The following is a 20,844-nucleotide window of genomic DNA, read 5'->3' as shown; positions in this document are numbered from 1 at the left end:
GTGCTGCACATGAAGGAGGCACGATGACGGCATCCAGTGCGCACCGCCGTCGGCCGTCGCCCTCACTGACCCCTGGCGCGGACCACGACACGCCCGCCGGTCCGGCACGGCCGGTCGAGGCCGTCCCGGCCGTTGTCAGAGAGCCTCACCTGCTGCGCACCGTGGTCCCCGCCGAGCCGTCCCGCGCCTCCGTCGTGCGCCGCGCCGTCGCCGCGCACCTCACACTCCTGCGGCTGACGCCGGAGCAGCTCGACGACGCCGTCCTCGCGACGGACGAGCTGTTCGCCAACGCCGTCAGACACGGCAGCTCCGATTCCGGCGACACGGTCACCGTCATCGTCGAGCGCACCGGCCATGACGTACGCGTGACGGTCGCCGACCGTTCGCCGGCCGTTCCGCGGTTCCGTACGGCGGACGCGGCCGAGGAGTGCGGACGCGGACTCGCCATCGTGGCCGCCGTGTCCGACGACTGGGGTGTCGCGCTGCCCGCCCCCGGCGCCACGGGCAAGAGCGTGTGGTTCACGCTGGCGCTCCAGGAGCCCTCATGAACGGCTCCGGTGCCTCGAGGCACCTCACCCACGACGCGCCGCACGAGGAATCCACGGAACCTGCCCTCGACGCTCCCCGCAACGGGCGCACGGCGGTGCTCCCCGCGCTGGCCTCCGCTCTCGCCCGCGAGCTCGTCCGCAGGGCCGAGGAGGAACAGCGGCTCATGCGGCAGGCGCAGCGGAATCGCACGCCGTCCCTTCGCCGCCGCATCATCGACTGCCGCAAGGACAACGCCCAAGCGCTCAAGGCGATCGTCCGCCGGCACGCCTGGCCGACCGCCGACCTGGTGGGCGCGCCCGCGTCGACGGCGGCCCTGATGATCCTGCTGCACGCCCCGGATCTCGACTTCCAGCTCAGCTGCCGCGACCTGATCGCCCAGGCCACGGCGGACGGGCGCTGTCCCGCCCTGCATCACGCGTACATCGCCGACCACTGCGCCGTCGAACTGGGCCAGCCGCAGTACTACGGCACGCGCGTCGACCCCTCGACATTCCGCCCGTACCCGACCCGCTGCCCCGACACGCTCGACGAACGCCGCCGTGACGTCGGGCTTGCCCCGCTCGACGAGCAGATGCGGATGCTGCGTCACGGGGGATGAGGCGGCCGGCAGGCCGTTCGCGAGCCGCGGCCGTCAGCTGGATGCGGCCGTCAGCCGGTCGTGGTCGTCCCGTGCTCGATCAGCCCTTCGCGGTAGGCGAGGGCCACGGCCTCGGTGCGGCCGGCGGCGCCCAACTTGGCGAGGATGTTGGAGACATGGACGCTCGCCGTCTTGCCGCTGATGAACAGCTCCTCGCCGATCTGGCGGTTGGTGCGGCCGAGGGCGAGGAGCCGCAGGACGTCGTTCTCGCGGGAGGTCAGCACCGGAACCCCATCCGCCGCGGTCGTCGTTTGGGCGAGGCGGCCTCGCCGGACGAGTGCGTCCACGCTGTCGCGCAGTGGCACCGCGCCGAGCCGGACGGCCGTGTCGCGCGCCGCGCGGGCGTGCTCGGCCGCCTCGTCGCGGCGCTCCGCCGTCACCAGGGCCTCCGCCAGGCGGAGTCGGCAGCGGGCCTGCTCGTAGACGTCCCCGTAGCCGAACGCGGCGACGGCCTTCTCCCAGGCTTCGACATCCGGCCCGCTGGTGGCGCGCGCCCATTCCGCCTCCGCGCGGGCCAGCCATGCCAGTCCTTCGGGGCCCTGCTGTGTGCCGTCCTCACCTTTGGAGGCCGTGATCCGGGCCAGGTCCACCAGCTCCGTCGCCGTGTCCGCCCAGCGGCGGGCCCCGGCGTCGTCGCCGGTCAGCCGCAGCTCCGCGGCCGCGTCCGCGACGGCGGACAGGGCGAGGGCCGCCAGCCGGACAGCCGCATCGGGGCGCTCGATCCCGGAGTCGTCGGAGAGCGCCGCGAGCGTCGTACGCATCTGCTCGACGGCTGCCTCCGCCTCGCCCCGCAGGGCCGCGGCGTCGGTGAGCACGATGCCCGCGACGAGCGTGGCCATCCAGTCGAACGGTCCGTCGAGCAGGGCACGGGCTCTTTCGGTGGCCGTGTGGTCGCCGCGCGCCAGGGCCACGTACAGCGCGGGACCGATCGCGAACGCGCCCGCCGCGGGCAGCCCTTCGGCGTCGGCGTCCGCCGTCCGGACGCATTCGTCCCAGCGGCCCAGGGTGTACAGCGCCGTCGAGTGCAGGTAGCGCATCTCCAGTGGATACGGCGAGGAGAGGAGCCCGGCGCGGTCCGCGCGCTCCAGGCCCTCGGAGAGCCAGGTGAGGCACTCGTCCAGATCGCTGGATTCGTACGAGCCGATGGAGAGATTGAAGAGCGCGCGCATCTCGACGGGGATGTTGCCGGCGCGACGGGCCAGCTCGCGTGCCTCCCGCAGCCGGGCCCGGCCTTCCGGGGTGCTGCGGTTGTGCGCTTCGAGACCGATCAGGGATATCAGCAGGTCGGCGCGGGCGTCGGCCACGTCGAGTTCCTCGGCGACGCGCAGGGCCTGCAGTGCGACCCGGCGAGCCGTCTCGTCCTCGCCCACGTATCGCGCCGCCATGACGTGCGTGGCCGCGGCCCACACCCATGTACGCGACGGGGGCTCGGCGGAGATCATGGCGAGCGCCTCGCTGCTGTAGGTGAACGCCGCCGTCAGGCTGTCGACCCGCATCAGATTGCCCGCGAGGGTGTACCGGACGCGGGCGGCCAGCTCGGAGTCCGTGTCCGAGCCGACGCGGGCGAGCGCGGCGCGGGTGAGCGCGACCGCCCGGTGTGTCTCGCCGGCGTGGGCGGCCGCCGCTGAGGCACGCAGGGTGAGCGTCACCGTGTCGGGGACGTCGTCCGGCAGTGCGGAACGGGGCACCGCCGACCACAGGTCGAGGGCGGATTCGAGGTGGCGCAGTTCCTCGGCGGGCGCGCCGATCCGCCCGGCGTGGTCGGCGGCCTCGAGCGAGGCGGCGAGGGCGTCGGCCAGGTCGTGGCTCTCCCGGGAGTGGTGGGCGCGCTCCGCCGCGCTCTCGGCCGGGTGGCCCCGACCGGCCAGCAGCCGGGCGAACGCGCGGTGCAGGCGCACCCGCTCGCCGGGCAGCAGATCGGCGTAGACGGCCTCGCGGATGAGGGCGTGCCGGAAGGAGTACGTGTCGTCCTCGCCGGGGACGAGGAGTTGCCGGCCGACGGCCTCGCGCAGCGCCGACTCCAGCTCCTGCTCGGGCAGGCCGACGGCGTCGTGCAGCAGCTCGTGCTCGACGCGGCGCCCGGCGACGGCGGCCGTGCGCAGCACCTGCTGGGCGGTGGCGGACAGCTGCTCGAAGCGGATGAGGAGGACGTCGGCGAGGCCGCTGGGCACGGCGGACGCCGGAGTGGAACCGCCGGGCAGCGTGTCGGTGGTGGCGGCGAGCAGTTCCTCCGCATAGAAGGCGTTGCCCTCGGCGCTCTCGACGATACGGCGGACGGTGGCCTCCGGCAGCGGGGCGGCCCGCTGGGCGCGTACCAGTCGGGCCACCTCGGCGTCGGGCATCGGCCGCAGCTCCAGGCGGTCGACGGCGGGCAGCCGCACCAGCTCGGCCAGCAGCGGGCGCAGCGGGTGGCGGCGGTGCAGATCGTCGGCCCGGTACGACGCGAAGACCGCCAGTCGGTGGGTGGGGGTGCCGCCCGCGGATCGCTGGAGGATCCCGCGGCTGAGCAGGAAGCGCAGCAGGTCGCGGGAGGACTGGTCGGCCCAGTGCAGGTCCTCGATCACCAGCAGCAGGGCAGTGATCTCGCAGAGGTCGGCCAGCAGGGCGGCCATGTCCTCGAAGAGCTGCAGCCGGCTGCCCGCGTCCCGTAGGGCACCGTCGCCGTCGCCGAGCAGTCGGCCGACGACGGGGTGCTCCGCCAGAGTGGCGGAGAACCGCTCGTCGGCGGCGAGCACGCCGAGGATCTCGGTGAACGGCAGATACGGCAGGCCGACGTCACCCAGGTCGACACAGTGCCCCGTGACAACGGTCGTGCCCGTCTCCACGGCGTGCCCGGCGGCCTCGGCCAGTACGCGCGTCTTGCCCACACCCGCGTCCCCCGCCACCAGAACGGCACGCGCCTCACCGGCCCTGGCACGTTCCAGTACCCGGGTCAGCCCGGCGAGTTCGTCCTCGCGGCCGATGAACGGCGTGGTGAAAGCGGTCGTCGACACGGTCCCCATCCTGGCACGCACCACTGACACAGTGCCGCCGGGCGACGTGCCCACCCGCAGGGCGGTTCAGCCCAGCGCGCGGTCGAGGTTGAACGCGGCGCTGATCAGCGCCAGGTGGGTGAAGGCCTGCGGGAAGTTGCCCTGCTGCTCGCCGGTGTGGCTGATCTCCTCCGCGTACAGACCGAGGTGGTTGGCGTAGGTGAGCATCTTCTCGAAGGTCAGCCGGGCCTCGTCGAGCCGGCCGGCGCGGGTGAGTGCCTCGACGTACCAGAAGGAGCAGATGGAGAAGGTGCCCTCCTCCCCGCGGAGGCCGTCGGGGCTGGCCTGGGGGTCGTAGCGGTAGACGAGGGAGTCCGACACCAGGTCGGCGGTCAGCGCGTCCAGGGTGGAGAGCCACTTCGGGTCGGTGGGGGAGACGAACTTCGCCAGCGGCATCATCAGTACCGCGGCGTCGAGCACATGGTCGTCCTCGTGCTGGACGAACGCCTGCCGGGTCGTGGACCAGCCCTTCTGCATGATCCGCCGGTAGATCGTGTCGCGGACCCCGGCCCAGCGGGTCAGCTCGCCGGGCAGTCCGCGGCGCCGCGCGATGCGGATGGCGCGTTCGATGGCCACCCAGCACATCAGGCGGGAGTACAGGAAGTTCTTGCGCCCGCCGCGGGTCTCCCAGACACCCTCGTCGGGCTGGTCCCAGTGCTCGCAGACCCAGTCGACCAGGGCGCAGACCGCGTCCCAGTGGTCGCTGGAGATGGGCTCGCCCCACTTGTCGTAGAGGTAGATCGAGTCGATGAGGGCACCGTAGATGTCGAGCTGCAGCTGCTTGGCTGCGGCGTTGCCGACGCGTACCGGCGCGGAGCCCAGGTGTCCTTCCAGGTGGTCGAGTTCGCGCTCGGGAAGGTCGGTGCGCCCGTCGATGCCGTACATGATCTGCAGTGGGCCCGAGGGCCCGCCGCCGTTCCGGTCGACGCGCTCGGACAGGAAGTCCATGAACCCCTTGGCCTCGGTGGTGAAGCCGAGCCGCAGCAGTGCGTAGACGCAGAAGGCGGCGTCCCGGACCCACAGGTACCGGTAGTCCCAGTTGCGCTCGCCGCCCACCTGCTCGGGCAGGCTGGTCGTCGGCGCGGCCACCATCGCGCCGGTCGGGGCGTAGGTGAGGAGCTTCAGGGTGAGCGCGGAACGGTGCACCATCTCCCGCCACCGGCCGCGGTACTGGGAGGCGGACAGCCAGCGCCGCCAGAACGCCACCGTGGCGGCGAACTGCTCGTCCGCCTCGGCGTGCGGGCAGCCGCGTGCCTCGATGTCACCGTCGACCCGGTCGAGCGCGAACACCGCTTCCTCGCCCTGGCCGAGTTTGAACTCCGCGGTCACGTCGAGATCATCGCACTCGATGGGCACGGTGGCGGTCAGCGCGAGCGAGAGGTCGGCGGACTCGAACAGCGCCACGTCCTCGAGCTGCCGCAGGGTGTGCGAGTGCTCTCCGTAACTGAACCTCGGCGCGATCCGGGCGCGGAACGGGAGGGACCCGCGCACGCAGACCACCCGCCGGATCAGCCGGTGCCGGTCGGCCTCGGTCGCCGCGGCCGTCTCGTCGGCGACCGGCATGAAGTCCTGCACCTCACCCACCCCGTCCTCGGTGAGGAAGCGGGTGATGAGCACGTTGGTGTCCGGGAAGTAGAACTGCTTCGTCGTCGCCGGCACGGCGGCGGCCAGCTCGAAGGACCCGCCGCGCTCCGCGTCGAGAATCGAGCCGAAGACACTCGGGGCGTCGAAGGACGGACAGCAGTACCAGTCGATCGTGCCGTTGGTGCCCACCAGCGCGACGGTGCGCAGGTCGCCGATCAGCCCGTGCTCGGCGATGGGCAGGTAGGGAGCGGGCCCGGCTGAGCCCGGGTACGCCGATGTGTCGATCATCGCTGTCGCCTTCCTCCGGCTTTCCCTCATGGTGCGTCGGACGACGACGCTTGGGCGACTCCATCGCCGACAGTACGCGTGGTTCACAGGGAATTTACCGTCGGATGCCGATGTCCCGTGCCGTCTCTTCAGAGGCGATGGGGAGTTCAACCGCCCAGGTAGTCAGGGTTTTTGGGGGCTGACAAGGCCTCGGGGGCCGGTGAGGCTGCTGTTGACAGATGACGTTTTACGCAAGAACATCTGCGGAATCGAGCACAAACGAGCATCACAGTGAGCGTCGCAAGCAAGAAACCGTCACGGTTCCCCTCCCTCCGCCGAAGGAGTATGAGTGGTGCGCACCCTTCCCCGCAGACTCGGTGTTCTCCTCGCCGCCGCGTTGGCCCTCGCCTTCACACCCCCCGCTGCCCATGCCGAACGGGCCGCCCCCGAACCGCAGTTGACGAAGACCGACGAGGCGATCGCCGTCTCGGTGCCGGCCACGCGCGACGCCCCCGGCTACCGCGTGGCCGTGGCCACCGAGGGCCGACTGGCCCTCACCACCAGCCGTTCGGGCAGCGTCGTGCTCGACACCGCAGGCGGTGACACCGGTGCCCTCCGCTTCAAGGCCGGCGACAAGTGGCAGTACGCCACGGACGTCACCGACTGGTCGTGGAAGGACGGCGTCCTCAGCCTCACCGCCGACACCACGCTCGACGCGGCGACCGTCACGGCGCGGCTGACACCCAAATCCGACCGCTACGAGCTGAGTTGGGACGTCAAGGGCGGCAGCCCCGAGCAACTGGGGCTGGCGTACGACCTGAAGTCGGCGGGCCACTGGTACGGGCACGGCGAGGCGGAGACCCCGCAGGGCGGCCCCGGCGTCAACCAGCCGTGGCCGCTCGACACCGGCGAGGTCGACCACGAGGTCTTCGGCCCGGCGTCGTACAACATGATCGACCCGTTCTGGTACACCTCCAAGTCGACCGGCCTCTACGTCGACACCGGGGACGTCATGGACGTGGCGCTCAACAAGGGCAAGGACGGCCTCGGCCAGTTCATCGTCGAGTCGCCCGACACCTACAAGGCCACCGTGTTCGTCGAGTCGACCCCGCTCGAGGTCTACCGCGACTACATCGGCATCGTCGGCAAGCCGACCAAGAGCGACGCCACGTACGAGCAGTACGCCAAGCCGCTGTGGAATTCCTGGGCGCAGTTCTACACCAAGATCGACCAGGAGAAACTGCTCGACTACGCCACCGACCTCTACGACAACGGTCTGGACGGGCACACCATCCAGCTCGACGACAAGTGGGAGTCGAACTACGGCAATCTGACCTGGGATCCCAAGACCTTCCCTGATCCCAAGGGCCTCTCCAAGAAGATCCACGACATGGGGTTCGACTTCGGCATCTGGGTCACCCTGTGGATCAACCTGGACTCCGAGAACTACCAGTACGCGGTCGACAACGGCTATCTGCTGATGGACGCCAAGGACACCAGCAAGCCCTGTGAAGTGACCTGGTGGAACGGTCAGGCCGGGATCATCGACCTGGCCAACCCCGAAGCCAAGGCCTGGTACGAGGGCAACCTCAAGAAGCTGATGGACACGTACGACATCGACGGGCTGAAGTTCGACACCCGCTTCTTCGACGAGAAGTGCGCGCCGCGCGAGGGCCACCAGGCCACGGACTACCAGAAGTTGGGTACGCAGCTCGCCGACGAGTTCGACCTCCAGGGCGCCGGCATCCGAGTGCACTGGAACCAGACGGCCCACGAGGCGGGCTTCGTCACCCGCCAGGTCGACAAGGGCACCGGCTGGGACTCCCTGCGCGCCTCCGCCACCCAGAACCTGGCCATCTCCACCATCGGCTACCCGTTCGTCGAGTCCGACATGATCGGCGGCTCCGGTGGCCAGCCCGCACCTACGAAGGACGTGTTGGTGCGGTGGGCGCAATCAGCCTCACTGATGCCGCTGATGTACGCGTCGACCTCCCCGGTGGACACCAACGACACCACCACCGGGCAGAAGGTGGACTACGACCAGGAGACGGTCGACCTCTACCGGGAGGCGATCGAGACCCACGAGAAGCTCGCCCCCTACATCTGGGACCAGGTGCAGAGCACCCTGAAGACCGGTGATCCGATCATGCGGCCGCTGTTCTTCGACTTCCCGAAGGACGAGGCGAGTTACACGGTCACCGACGAGTGGATGCTCGGCCCGGCCGTGCTGGCCGCGCCGAAGCTCAGCACGGGCGCCACCCGCTCCGTCCATCTGCCGCCGGGCACCTGGTACGACGTCAACCAGGGCACCGTGATCCGCGGCCCCAAGACCCTCAAGGGGTACGCGGCGCCGCTCGGCGTCACCCCGGCCTTCGTCAACCTCAAGGCCAAGGGGGCCGACAAGGCCGTCAAGGCGCTCAAGCGCGACGACGCTCCGGCCGCCTCCGTCCTGATCACCCCGGACGCCCCGTCCACCGACGCCGGTAAGCCGTTCGAGGTGACCACCGAGGTGACCAACTGGAGCACCGGGACCCTCAAGAACGCCAAGGCGGCCCTGGACCTGCCCGACGGTTGGACCGCCAAGGCGACCGGCCCGACCACCGCGCCGTCCCTCAAGAACGGCGCCACGCTCACCACCACCTGGACGGTGACCCCGGCCGACGACGCCCGCTGGGCCGGCCATGACCTCACCGGCACCGTCACCTACACCGGATCCAACGGCTCGCAGAAGGTGTCCGACACCGTGCGGGCGCAGGTGAAGGCCGCCCCGGGCAGCGTGCAGGAGCCGTACCTGACGGCCGACACCACCTCCGGGGGCGCCCAATACGCCCAGAGCGGCGACCAGTTCGCCATCTGGGCGGGCGGCCAGGACCTGTCCGGCTGGAAGGACGAGAAGGGCGTCATCTACCGCGACGACGCGGCCGGGGAGAAGGCCACCGTGCAGGCCCAGTTGGTCTCCCAGGACAGCGCCTCACCGGTCGGCAAGGCGGGTGTCGCTTTCGCCAACGACCTGACCGCGCCGGAGAAGGGCGGTTACGCGGTGCTGGTCATGACCGAGCAGTACGGCCTGGAGTTCATGACCGACAGCGACGGCGACGGGAAGCTCGACACCTGGGCGGGCGGTGGCTCCACCTACCACCCGGCGTATCTCAAGCTGACCCGGGACGGCGCCACCTACACCGCGTACGCCAGCAAGGACGGCGAGACCTGGTCGCAGGTCGGCACCGCCCAGGTGCCGTCGGCCACCGGCACCGGTGACGCAGGGATGGTCGCCAGCGCGGCCAACGTCAACTATCCGGGCGAGAACATCGAAGCCGTCTTCAGCGGATTCTCCGTCACCTCCTGACACACCACAGGCGCCACTGACAGCACTGAAGCCACTGGCGTCACTCGTCACCACCCCCGCTTCCCGGCAGGCCTCCCACCCCCCCGGGGGGTCTGCCGGGGACCAACTCCCTGCACAGCCGTGAGAGAGGGAACCCACCCCCATGGCACGTACGTCCTCAGTTGTCGCCGGCTTCGTCGCGGGCGTCGTCGTGGCCGCGAGCACCACCGCGATCGCCGTCACCGGCCCCACTGGCACGACCACCGGCTCCGACCTCAACTCCAAGGCCACCACCACCTGGCTGACCGTCAAGGTCGCCGACGCCATGGGCACCAGGGACACCATCACCTGGGTTCCCACCGGCTCCTTCGCCGGCTCCGCGGAGGAGCGGGTCCCGCGCTATCCGATGACCGCCATCCAGGGCAAGGACACCAAGGAGCTCAAGCTCTCCGCCGTGCGCAACGAGCAGGTCTCCGCGCAACTGGCGATCGCCTCCGGTCAGGACCTCGACGACGTCAAGGCCGTGGTCGGCGACCTCACCGGGCCGGGCGGAGCGAAGCTGTCCGGCGCCGACACGGACGTCCGGTTCGTCAAGTACGTGCCCGTGCAGCGTTCCAAGAGCGAGGTCGACTGGTCCGCCACCATCGACCAGGTCAGCTCCGGCAAGGAGGTGTCCGGCGACCGCAACCCCGATGTGGTCGGCGACGCGCTCGAGGAGCGGTCCTCCGTGGACGTCCCCGCGTACGCGGCGCAGCCGCTGTGGTTCACCTTCCAGATCCCCAAGTCGGCCGAGCCCGGCACCTACACCGGCACGGTGAAGGTCAACGCCGACGGCCGCACCCAGACCACCTACCCGCTGACCATCGAGGTCGCGGACGCGAGCGTGCCCGACCCGAAGGACTACGACTTCTTCCTCGACGTCTGGGCGCAGCCGGAGACGATGGCCAAGAACCACGGCGTCAAGCTCTGGTCCGACCAGCACTGGCAGCTGATCGAGAAGTACAACCGCGACCTGGCCTCGCGCGGCCAGAAGGTCATCAACACCACCATCGTCGACAACCCGTGGCATCACCAGTGGTCGCTCGGCACCCGGGAGTCGCAGACCGCCACGCCGTACACCAGCATGGTGGGCTGGACCTGGAACGGAGAGAAGTTCTCCTTCGACTTCGGCCGCTGGGACAAGTACGTCCAGACCGCCAGACGTGCCGGTCTCGGCCCCGACATCGGCGCGTTCTCCATGCTGGCGTTCCAGGACCAGGAGCACCTCACCTACACCGACACCCGCACCGGCAAGACCGTCTACGAGAACGTCGACCTCGGCGGGGACCGCTGGCGCGAGGCATGGGGGGCGTTCCTGCCCGCCTTCGAGAAGCACCTGAAGGCCAAGGGCTGGCTGGAGGACACCTGGCTGTCCTTCGACGAGCGGCCCATCAGCACGATGACGGTCGTCAAGGACTTCGTCCACGAGGTCGCGCCGACCTTCGACGACCGTATCTCCGTGGCCGGTTCGATCAGCACCGAGGGTGTCGCGTCCAACCTGTCCGTCGACTGGGGTGGCATCGACGCGATGACGAAGGAGAAGGTGGCGGAGCGGCGCAAGGCAGGCAAGACCACGACCTTCTATGTGTACGGCGCGCCGGCCCACCCCAACACGCTGTCGTACTCACCCGCCGTCGAGTCGCGGATGCTGCCCTGGATCTCCGCCCAGCGGAACCTCGACGGTTTCCTGCGCTGGTCGTACAACAGCTGGACCAGCGACCCCTTCAAGCAGCCGGTGCACATCTTCACGCAGGGCGACGAGTACCTGGTCTACCCGGGCCAGGACGGCCCGATGTCCAGCATCCGCTGGGAGCAGCTGAAGGAGGGCATCGAGGACTACGAACTCATCGCCCAGCTGCGGAAGAAGGACGGCGGCGCCGACAGCGAGGCGCTGACGGAGGCCCTCACCACCGCGACCCGGAACCTCGACGGCCGGACGAAGGACGTCAACGACATTGAGACCGCGCGGGCGGCAGTCGTGAAGGGGCTGACGTCATGAGGGGGAAGTGGAGATCCCTGCTGCTCGCCGCAGTCCTGTCTGTCATGCCCCTGACCAGCGCGAACGCTGCCGCGGCACCGGTTCAAGAGGAGCCGAGGGCCCCGCACACCGTCACCTACGACCAGTACTCCGTGCGGGTCGACGGCAAACCCCTGTACATCTGGGGCGCCGAGTTCCACTATTTCCGGCTGCCCAGCCCGGATGCCTGGCGTGATGTGCTCCAGAAGATCAAGGCGGGCGGATTCAACGCGGTCTCGCTCTACTTCGACTGGAGCTACCACTCGGCCAAGCCGGGCTCGTACGACTTCACCGGCACCCGTGACGTGGAGCGGCTGCTCGACGAGGCCGAGCGCGCGGGCCTGTATGTGATCGCCCGGCCGGGCCCGTACATCAACGCGGAGGTCTCCGGCGGCGGCATGCCCGCCTGGCGGAAGACACAGGCCGGCGTGAACCGCACCTCCGAGCCGGAGTACATGAAGGCGGCCCGGGAGTGGATGAGCCGGATCAACCCGATCATCGCGCGCCACCAACTCACGCGCGGCACGGGCAACGTGATCCTCTATCAGGTCGAGAACGAGTACCAGGGCGGCCGTCAGGACGCCGACTACATGCAGACGCTCATCGACTGGGCGAGGGCCGACGGCATCGACGTCCCGACCTTCGTCAACGACGGTGGCGCCAACAAGAACTGGGTCAGCGGCAAGGGCGCCCCGGACATCTACGGCTTCGACGCCTACCCGCAGGGATTCGACTGCAAGGACCCCGACACCTGGAAGAACCTGCCCGACTATTCGTACGTCAATGAGTGGAAGCCCGAGTCACCGCTGATCATCCCGGAGGCACAGGGCGGCGCCTTCGACCCCTGGGGCGGCACCGGATACCAGGACTGCGCGAAACTCACCGGCACCGACTTCACCCGGGTGTTCAGCAAGATGAACATCGCCGCCGGGGTGAGCGGCCAGTCCTTCTACATGACGTACGGCGGCACCAACTGGGGCTGGCTCGCCGACCCCAACGCGGTCTACACGTCGTACGACTACGGGGCCCCGATCAACGAGTCCCGTCAACTGACGGACAAGTACCAGGAGTTCAAGCGCCTGGGGTACATGGTCAACTCCGTGACCTCGCTGGCGCGCACCGACAAGGCCGAGGCCCCGGCCCCGTCCGACGACGCCCTGCGCATCGACCGGCGCGTCAATCCCGACGACGGCACCCAGTTCTTCACCGTCCGGCACGCCGACACCCGCGTGAAGGACAAGGACGAGACCACCCTGTCGCTGAAGGGCGCGGACGGCGAGTACCCGCGTGTACCGCAGCAGGGCACGATCACCGTCGACGGCCGGGACGCCAAACTGCTCGTCGCAGGCTACGACTTGAGCAAGACCCAGCGGCTCGTCTACTCCACCTCGGAGATCATGACGCACGCCCGGATCGGCGACCGGGACGTGGCGATGCTGTACGGGAGTGCGGGCGAGACCGGCGAGACCGTGCTGCGGTATGCCGAACGGCCCGAGGTCACCATCCTCGACGGCGATGTCACCACCACCTGGGACGCCGAACGCGGCGACCTGCGGCTGAACTACACCCACAAGGGCCTGGCCCGGGTGCTGGTGAACGGCATGGAACTGCTGATCGCCGACACCGCCGAGACCGCCCACTGGTGGCGGCAGGACACCGCCAAGGGCCCGGTCCTCGTACGCGGACCGTCCCTCGTCCGTACGGCCGAACTGGCCGACGGCACCCTGAAGTTGACCGGCGACTCCACCAAGGCCACCAAGATCGAGGTCATCGCGGACGCCGAGAAGGTGACCTGGAACGGCCGCGATGTCGCCGTCACCCAGGCGCCGCGCCCGGTCGGGCTGCCCGCGCTGACGACGTGGAAGTACAAGGAGGAGGCACCGGAGTCCGCTCCCGGCTTCGACGACTCCGCCTGGACCACCGCCGACCACCTCACCGCCAACAACCCCGCCCTGGACGGCTCGCTGCCTGTCCTCGCGATGGACGAGTACGGCTACCACCACGGCAACGTCTGGTACCGCGGCCGGTTCAGAACCACCGGTGCTGCGACCGCGCTCGCACTCGACGCCAAGACCGGTAGGACCGGCCAGTACGCGGTCTGGCTCAACGGCCGCCACCTCGGCACCTCCGGCGACGGCGCGCACACCTTCGACATTCCGGCGGACACGCTGAAGGACAGCGGGGACAACGTGCTGTCCGTCCTGGTGGAGAACGCGGGCCACAACGAGGAATGGGGCCACGACTATTCCAAGGAGCCGCGCGGTCTGCTCTCCGCCGAGGTGATCGGCGGGGCCTCCACCCTCACCTGGAAGATCCAGGGCAGCCGGGGTGGTGAGGATCCGGTCGACACCGCCCGGGGCCCTTACAACAACGGCGGGCTGTACGGGGAGCGGGCCGGCTGGTCGCTGCCGGGATACCCCGACGGCGGCTGGAAGAGCACCACCCTCTCCGGGCAGACCGGGAAGACCGGGCCCGGCGTGCGCTGGTACCGCACCTCCGCGCGGCTCGACCTGCCGCAGGGCCAGGACAACGCGATCGCACTCGATCTCGCCGAGGCCGCGGGCGGCAACACCGGCTACCGCGCCCAGATCTTCGTCAACGGCTGGCTGATCGGCCGCTATCTGCCGGACACCGGACCGCAGACACGATTCGTCGTCCCCAAGGGCATCCTGCGCGAGCAGGGCAGCAACACCATCGCCCTGGCCGTGTGGTCCACCGAGGCCGGCGCGGGGCCGGGTTCGGCGAAGCTCGTCGACCTCGGCGCCACGGCGGGCGGGATCAAGGTCGGTGCGGTGGGCGCCCCCTCGTACGACGCCGCGACCTACGCCATGCCGACGGCGGGCGCCCATGTCACCGTCGACGCGGAGCCGTTCCTGAGCACCGGCACCGCCACCAAGGTCCCCGTCACCCTCACCGTGCCGAAGGACGCGCTGACCGCCCGGAACGTCGAGCTGGCGCTGAAGGTCCCGGACGGCTGGACCGCGACCACCGACGACACCACCCGTTTCGACCTGGTCCGGCCCGGCGACACGGTGACCGCGGCCTACACCGTGACCCCGCCCGGCGACCCGGTCCACTACGCCGTCCTGTCCGCGACCGCCCAGCTCACGCAGCCCGGCCGTCCGGGCACGGTCACCGGTGTACGCGCCGTGCAGGTGCCGCCGCCGGGGCTGTCCGACGACGCCTACGTCAGCGACCTGACCCTGGTCAAGGCGGTCAACGGCTGGGGCCCGGTCGAGAAGGACGCCTCGAACGGCGAGTCCGCGGCGGGTGACGGGCGAACGCTCTCGGTCGGCGGCACCACCTACGCCAAGGGCCTGGGCGTACACGCGAACAGCCAGGTCCGGGTCTATCTCGGCGGCGGCTGCACCCGGTTCACCGCGACCGCCGGGGTGGACGACGAGGTCGGCGACAACGGCAGCGTCTCCTTCCAGGTGATCGCCGACGGCCGCTCCCTCGCCACCACCCCGGTGCTGTACGGCTCCGACGCCGGCGCCGCGGTCGACGTGGACGTGACCGGCGCCCGCTGGCTGGACCTGCTGGTCGACGGCGACGGCGATGTGTCCACGGACCACGCGGACTGGGGCGGCGCCAAGCTGACCTGTGCGGGAGGCACCTCGTGAACCTCGCCCGCGTCGGACACCTGCGTCCCCTGCTGGCCGCAGCGTTGGCCGCCGTACTGCTCGCGGTCCTGTCCGCGGCGGTGCCCGCCCACGCCACGGTCCCGGCCGCCGAAGTCGCGGAAGTCGCGGAGGACGGCATGGCCGCCAAGGCCACGCCGCACACGGTCAGTTACGACAAGTACTCCGTCAAGGTCGACGGCGAGCGGCTCTTCGTCTGGTCCGGAGAGTTCCACTACTGGCGGCTCCCCAGCCCCGACCTGTGGCGCGACGTGCTCCAGAAGATCAAGGCGAGCGGTATGAACGCCGTCTCGATCTACTTCGACTGGGGCTTCCACTCCCCGGCGAAGGGCCGTTACGACTTCACCGGTGTCCGTGACGTCGACAAGCTCCTCGACATGGCCGAGGAGGCAGGGCTTTATGTCATCGCCCGGCCGGGGCCGTACATCAACGCCGAGACGGACGGCGGAGGCTTCCCCGGCTGGCTGATGACCCAGAAGGGACAGGCCCGCTCCACCGATCCCGAATATCTCGACGCCGCCCGCGAGTGGCTCAAGGAAATCGACAAGATCCTCGCCCGCCGCCAGGTCACGGACGGCACCGGGCCGGTGCTGCTCTACCAGGTCGAGAACGAGCTGTACGACCCGGACGGCCGCGAGCACATCGTCGAACTCTCCAAGCAGGTAAGGGCCGACGGCATCACCGTGCCCCTCGTCGGCAACGAGCCGATGCCGCAGTACGCGGGCGGTGAGGGCCTGGACTTCGTCGGCGAGCTGGACCAGTACAACTCCTTCTGCAAGGGGGAGTGGTGGCTGCCCACGCTCAAGCGGCAGCAGGACGACGCACCGCTGGCGATCTTCGAGGCGGGCACCGGCTGGTTCCAGACGTGGGGCGACACCGGCTACGAGAAGTGCCGGGAGAAGATGGGCCCCGCCTACCAGAAGATCGTCAACAAGCACGAGGTCATGCAGGGCACGACGATCGAGAACCTCTACATGACCTACGGCGGCACCAACTGGGGCTGGCTCGCCGACCCGCGTCAGGTCTACACCTCGTACGACTACGGCGCACCGATCAGCGAGCCGCGCCAGACCGGCGCCGACTACGACGAGATGAAGCGGCAGGGCCTCTTCTACACCACCACGGGACCGCTCACCGCGACCGATCCGGCCGACGCACCCGCCTCGTCCAACAACGCCGTGCACATCGAGGCCCGCGCCAACCCGGACACCGACACCCGGTTCCTCTACCTCCGGCACGGCGACCCGATGGCCGACGCCGACGCCACGACCACCTTCGACTGGCAGACCCCCGACGGCACGTATCCGGTCACCGCACGGCTGAACGGCAAGACCGGCAAGATCCTCGTCGCGGGCCACGACCTCGGCGGCGGCCAGCGGCTCGTCTACTCCACCAGTGAGCTGCTGACCAGCACACGGACCCGGACCGGTGACCGCACGCAAGCCGTGCTGTACGGCGGCGAAGGTGACCCGGGACAGACCGTGCTCCGCTACTCCACCGAGCCCAAGGTCACTGTGCTCGACGGCAAGGCGGACGCCACCTGGGATGCCGAGCGCGGTGACCTGAAGCTGGACTACACCCACTCCGGCCTCACCCGGGTCCTCGTCCAGGGCGGCGGTCGCCCCGATCTGCTGCTGCTCATCGGCACCGACGACGAGGCCGCCGGATTCTGGCGGCAGGACACGGCGGCCGGTCCGGTCCTGGAGCGCGGCACCGAACTGGTCCGTACGGCGTCTGTCACCGGCCGGACGACGCTCGCCCTCACCGGCGATGCGAAGAAGACGGGCCCGCTGGAGGTCTTCGCCCCACCCGGCGTACGGACCGTCACCTGGAACGGCGTACCCCTGAAGGTGAAACCGACCTCCTCGGGCAGCCTGCTGGGCACCGTGCCCGGCCCGAAGGACGTCAAGCTCCCCGAGCTGACCGGCTGGAAGGCGTCCGCCGAAACCCCCGAGGCCGCCCCGGACTTCGACGACTCGTCCTGGACGTACGCCGACAAGCTGACCACCAACAACCCGACCAAGCCCGGGACTCTGCCGGTGCTCTACCAGGACGAGTACGGCTACCACCACGGCTACGTCTGGTACCGCGGCCGCTTCAAGGCCACCGGCACGGAGAAGTCCCTGTCCCTCACCGGATACGCCACCAACCCCGACACCTCGTCGGCGGCGGTGGGCGCGTACTCGGTATGGATCAACGGGAAGTTCGCCGGGACGAGCCAGACCGGCCGCAAGACGTTCCCCATCGCCGAAGGCCTGCTGCACAAGGGCAAGGAGAACGTGATCTCCGTCCTGGTCGGCACCATGGGCCACAACGAGGACTTCACCTGGAACAGCGACGACCACAAGCAGCCGCGCGGCCTGACCACGGCCTATCTCGCCGGATCCGACGCGCAGATCACCTGGCGAATCCAGGGCGCCCGGGGCGGTGAGCAGCCCGTCGACACCGTGCGCGGGCACATGAACAACGGCGGCCTGTACGGGGAGCGTTCGGGCTGGACCCTGCCCGGCTACCCGGACCGCTCCTGGGACGACGCCACGCTGCCGGCCACCGACAACACCCCCGGCATCGCCTGGTACCGCACCACCTTCAACCCCCGCCTGCCCAAGGGCCAGGACGTCTCCGTCGGCGTCACCATCACCGACGACCCCGACCGCAACTACCGCGCCCTCATCTATGTCAACGGCTGGCTGATGGGCCACTACGTCAACGACACGGGCCCCCAGCACACCTTCCCCATCCCCAACGGCATTCTGCGCGCCGACGGCAAGAACACCATCGCCATCGCCTCGTGGAGCGAGGACGCGAAGAGCGGCGGCCTCGGAAAGGTCGGCCTCACCACACTCGGCAATGTCACTTCCTCGCTGAAGGTCACCGATGTGGCCGCCCCGGCCTACGACGCCGCCACCTACGCCGACCCGGCCACCCCGGCGCGGGTGACCGTCGACGCCCCCGACACCGTTGAGCCGGGCAACAGCTACCAGGTGACGGCGACGGCCGCCGTTCCGGACAACGGCCAGACGCTCCGCGACCTCACGCTGAGCCCGAACCTGCCGGACGGCTGGACCGCGACCCCGGCCGATCCGGTGCGACTCGGCACCCTCAAGCCCGGTGCTTCGGCGAAGGCCCAGTGGACCGTCACCGTTCCCACCGACCAGAAGACCGGCACCGTCGCGATCATCCGCGTCACCGCCGACTTCACCCAGCGCGGCAAACCCGGTTCGGTGACCGGTGAACAGGTGGTGGCGGCGCAGCCACCGCCGCTCACGGCCGGCGAACACTACGTCAGCGATCTGCCGTTCCAGTCCAGCAGCAACGGCTGGGGGCCGGTCGAACGCGACCAGTCCAACGGCGAGAACGCCGAGGGCGACGGCTTGCCGCTCACCCTGCACGACACCGTCTACGACAAGGGCCTCGGCACCCACGCGGGCAGTAGCGCCCAGGTGTGGCTCGGCGGCACCTGCACCACCTTCCACGCCGCGCTCGGCCTCGACCAGGAGACCTACGGCCGGTCCGACGGCCCGGCCACCGTCACCTACACCGTCCTCGCCGACGGAACGCCCGTCTACGAGAGCGGCACCGTCGACCGGGATACGGCGACGAAGGAGATCGACGTCGACGTGGCAGGCGCGCGGCGGCTCGAACTCGTCGTCTCGGACGCCGGGGACGGCAACGCCCTCGACCACGCGGACTGGGCGGACGCCAAGCTGACCTGCGGCGGCGGTGCCTGATGCCCGCTATCGGAAGGCGAACCGTCCGCCGCTGCTCGGCAGCGCTGATCCTGGCCGCCCCGCTGCTCGGCACAGCGGCCCCGGCGACCGCCGCCGAAACCGGGCCGATCACCCTTGCGACGCCCGGCTACGAACTGCACGTCGCGACAGACCGGCTGGCCCTCACCACGGTGCGGGAAGGCAGGACCGTCCTGGCCACCTCGCCCGCCGCGTTCCGGTTCCGGATCGACGGCGACTGGTACCTCGTCCGGGAGGTCACCGGCAGCACGCGTGACGGCAACACCCTGCGCGTCACCGCCGCCACCGACCTGCCGGGCGTCACCATCGCCCTGAAGATCACGCTGCGCTCCGATCGGTACGACGTCGACTGGTCGCTGTCCGGGGCCACCGCTGATGTGCTCAGCACGGCGTACGAGCTGAACAGCGCCGGGCACTGGTACGGCCACGGCGAGAACAGCGACCAGACCGTCCAGCCGTGGCCGCTGGACTCCGGGCAGCTGGTGGACACCGGGTTCAGCCCGGCGTCGTACCAGGTGGTTTCCCCGTTCTGGTACACCTCCAGTGCCACCGGGCTGCGCGCGAAAACGAACGATCCGATGGACGTGCGGATCAACTCCGGTGGCAACGGACTCGGCGAGTTCACCGTCACCGGCGAACGGCCCGCCGCCTCCACTGTCTTCGTCGAGGACACCCCCGCCGAGGTCTACCGCGACCACATCGCGCTGGTCGGCAAGCCCGAGCGCTCCGACACCTCCTACGAGCAGTACGCCACCCCGCTGTGGAACTCCTGGGCCCAGCTCTACGGCGAGCAGAACCAGGAGAACGTCCTCGACTGGGCCCGTGCACTGGTCGGCGCCGGGCTCGGCGGACACGCCCTGCAGATCGAGGAGAGCGTGATCGCCGCCGACTTCGAGGAGCGCTTCCCCGATCTTCCGGGCCTGTCCAAGGAATTGGGCCGCCTCGGCTTCGACCTGGGCATGTGGACGGGCCTGTACATGCCCGAGACCGCCGCCAACTTCTCCGAAGCCGTCGACAACGGCTATCTGTTGAAGGACCCGTCCGACCCGACCAAACCCTGCCTGTTCACCTGGTGGAACGGCCGCCAGACCGGGCTGATCGACCTGGCGAACCCGGCCGCGCGGCAGTGGTACACCGAGGATCTCAAAGCGCAGACAAGCGAGTTGGGGGTCGCTGGGTTCAAGTTCGACACCGCCTTCTTCGACGACCGGTGCGCCCCCTATCCCGGGGCCACGCGCGCCGACTACGTGAAGTACGGCACCGAGCTGGCCGACGAGTTCGACCAGCAGGGAGCGGGTTTGCGGGTCGCCTGGAACGCCGCGCAGGACAAGGGCTTCGCCACCCGCACGGCCGACAAGCCGACCACTTTCGCGGGGCTGCGCGCGGCGGTCTCGGCCAACCTGGCGGTCTCGACGATCGGTTACCCGTTCGTCGAGACCGACATGATCGGCGGCTCGCTCAGCTACCCGCCGCCCACCAAGCAGGTCCTGGCCCGCTGGGCACAGGCGGCTTCCCTGATGCCGCTGATGTACGCCTCGACCTCGCCCACCGGTGTCCGGGACGCGACGACCGGCGATTGGGTCGGCTACGACCGGGAGACGGTTGACCTCTACCGGTCGGCCATCGCGACGCACGAGCGGCTGGCCCCGTACATCTGGGACCAGGTGCAGAGCACCCTGAAGACCGGTGATCCGATCATGCGGCCGCTGTTCTTCGACTTCCCGAAGGACGAGGCGAGTTACACGGTCGCCGACGAGTGGATGCTCGGTCCGGCCGTGCTGGCCGCGCCGAAGCTCGACGAAGGCACCACCCGGGACGTCTTCCTGCCGACCGGAACATGGCGCGACGTGACCAACGGCAAGGTCGTCCGCGGTCCCGTGACGCTCAAGAGATACGCGGCCCCGCTCGGGGTGACCCCGGCCTTCGTGAACCTCAAGGCCAAGGGCGCCACCAAGGCGTACGAGGCACTCAAGCGCACCGGCGCGGAACGGTAAGGGGCGGCAC

Annotated in this window: 9 protein-coding genes; 7 read left to right on the top strand and 2 right to left on the bottom strand. The window is 69.9% G+C overall.

Going from position 1 to position 20,844, the window contains the following annotated elements; all coding sequences use genetic code 11:
* Positions 1-23 precede the first annotated feature (23 nt).
* Positions 24-548: an ATP-binding protein gene (locus tag G5C60_RS05905; protein WP_165255227.1), complete on the top strand. Its 525-nt coding sequence runs from the start codon at positions 24-26 to the stop codon at positions 546-548.
* A complete protein-coding gene (locus G5C60_RS05900) occupies positions 545-1,147 on the top strand; it encodes a DUF6624 domain-containing protein (RefSeq protein WP_241266533.1) in 603 nt (200 codons plus the stop codon). The genes G5C60_RS05905 and G5C60_RS05900 overlap by 4 nt, the downstream gene beginning before the upstream one ends.
* Before the next feature lie 50 nt (positions 1,148-1,197).
* On the opposite strand, the gene G5C60_RS05895 is transcribed toward G5C60_RS05900, so the two are convergent.
* Positions 1,198-4,188 carry a helix-turn-helix transcriptional regulator gene (locus G5C60_RS05895; protein ID WP_165255276.1) on the bottom strand — a complete coding sequence of 997 codons (2,991 nt, stop codon included), beginning with the start codon at positions 4,186-4,188 and terminating at the stop codon, positions 1,198-1,200.
* A 57-nt stretch (positions 4,189-4,245) separates the two neighbouring features.
* The gene (locus G5C60_RS05890) at positions 4,246-6,090 is read right to left on the bottom strand and encodes a glycoside hydrolase family 15 protein (RefSeq protein ID WP_165255224.1); all 1,845 of its coding nucleotides are present in this window, start codon (positions 6,088-6,090) and stop codon (positions 4,246-4,248) included.
* A 331-nt stretch (positions 6,091-6,421) separates the two neighbouring features.
* Here G5C60_RS05890 and G5C60_RS05885 point away from each other — a divergent pair, with 331 nt between their 5' ends.
* The 5 genes from G5C60_RS05885 to G5C60_RS05865 all read left to right on the top strand — a co-directional run bounded on the left by G5C60_RS05885 (position 6,422) and on the right by G5C60_RS05865 (position 20,834).
* The gene (locus G5C60_RS05885; protein WP_338145708.1) at positions 6,422-9,415 is read left to right on the top strand and encodes a TIM-barrel domain-containing protein; all 2,994 of its coding nucleotides are present in this window, start codon (positions 6,422-6,424) and stop codon (positions 9,413-9,415) included.
* Positions 9,416-9,557: 142 nt separating this feature from the next.
* Positions 9,558-11,432: a DUF4091 domain-containing protein gene (locus G5C60_RS05880; protein ID WP_165255221.1), complete on the top strand. Its 1,875-nt coding sequence runs from the start codon at positions 9,558-9,560 to the stop codon at positions 11,430-11,432.
* Complete coding sequence (locus G5C60_RS05875) at positions 11,429-15,073, top strand: beta-galactosidase (RefSeq protein ID WP_165255209.1); 3,645 nt, start codon at positions 11,429-11,431, stop codon at positions 15,071-15,073. The genes G5C60_RS05880 and G5C60_RS05875 overlap by 4 nt, the downstream gene beginning before the upstream one ends.
* Positions 15,070-18,822, top strand: a complete 3,753-nt coding sequence (locus G5C60_RS05870; RefSeq protein WP_338145707.1) for a beta-galactosidase — start codon at positions 15,070-15,072, stop codon at positions 18,820-18,822. Before G5C60_RS05875 ends, G5C60_RS05870 begins: the two co-directional genes overlap by 4 nt.
* Positions 18,822-20,834 carry a glycoside hydrolase family 31 protein gene (locus G5C60_RS05865; RefSeq protein ID WP_165255207.1) on the top strand — a complete coding sequence of 671 codons (2,013 nt, stop codon included), beginning with the start codon at positions 18,822-18,824 and terminating at the stop codon, positions 20,832-20,834. The genes G5C60_RS05870 and G5C60_RS05865 overlap by 1 nt, the downstream gene beginning before the upstream one ends.
* Positions 20,835-20,844: the final 10 nt, after the last annotated feature.

It is taken from the genome of Streptomyces scabichelini (assembly GCF_011045015.1).
Lineage (GTDB): Bacteria > Actinomycetota > Actinomycetes > Streptomycetales > Streptomycetaceae > Streptomyces > Streptomyces scabichelini.
This window is presented reverse-complemented; position numbering and strand designations above follow the sequence as displayed.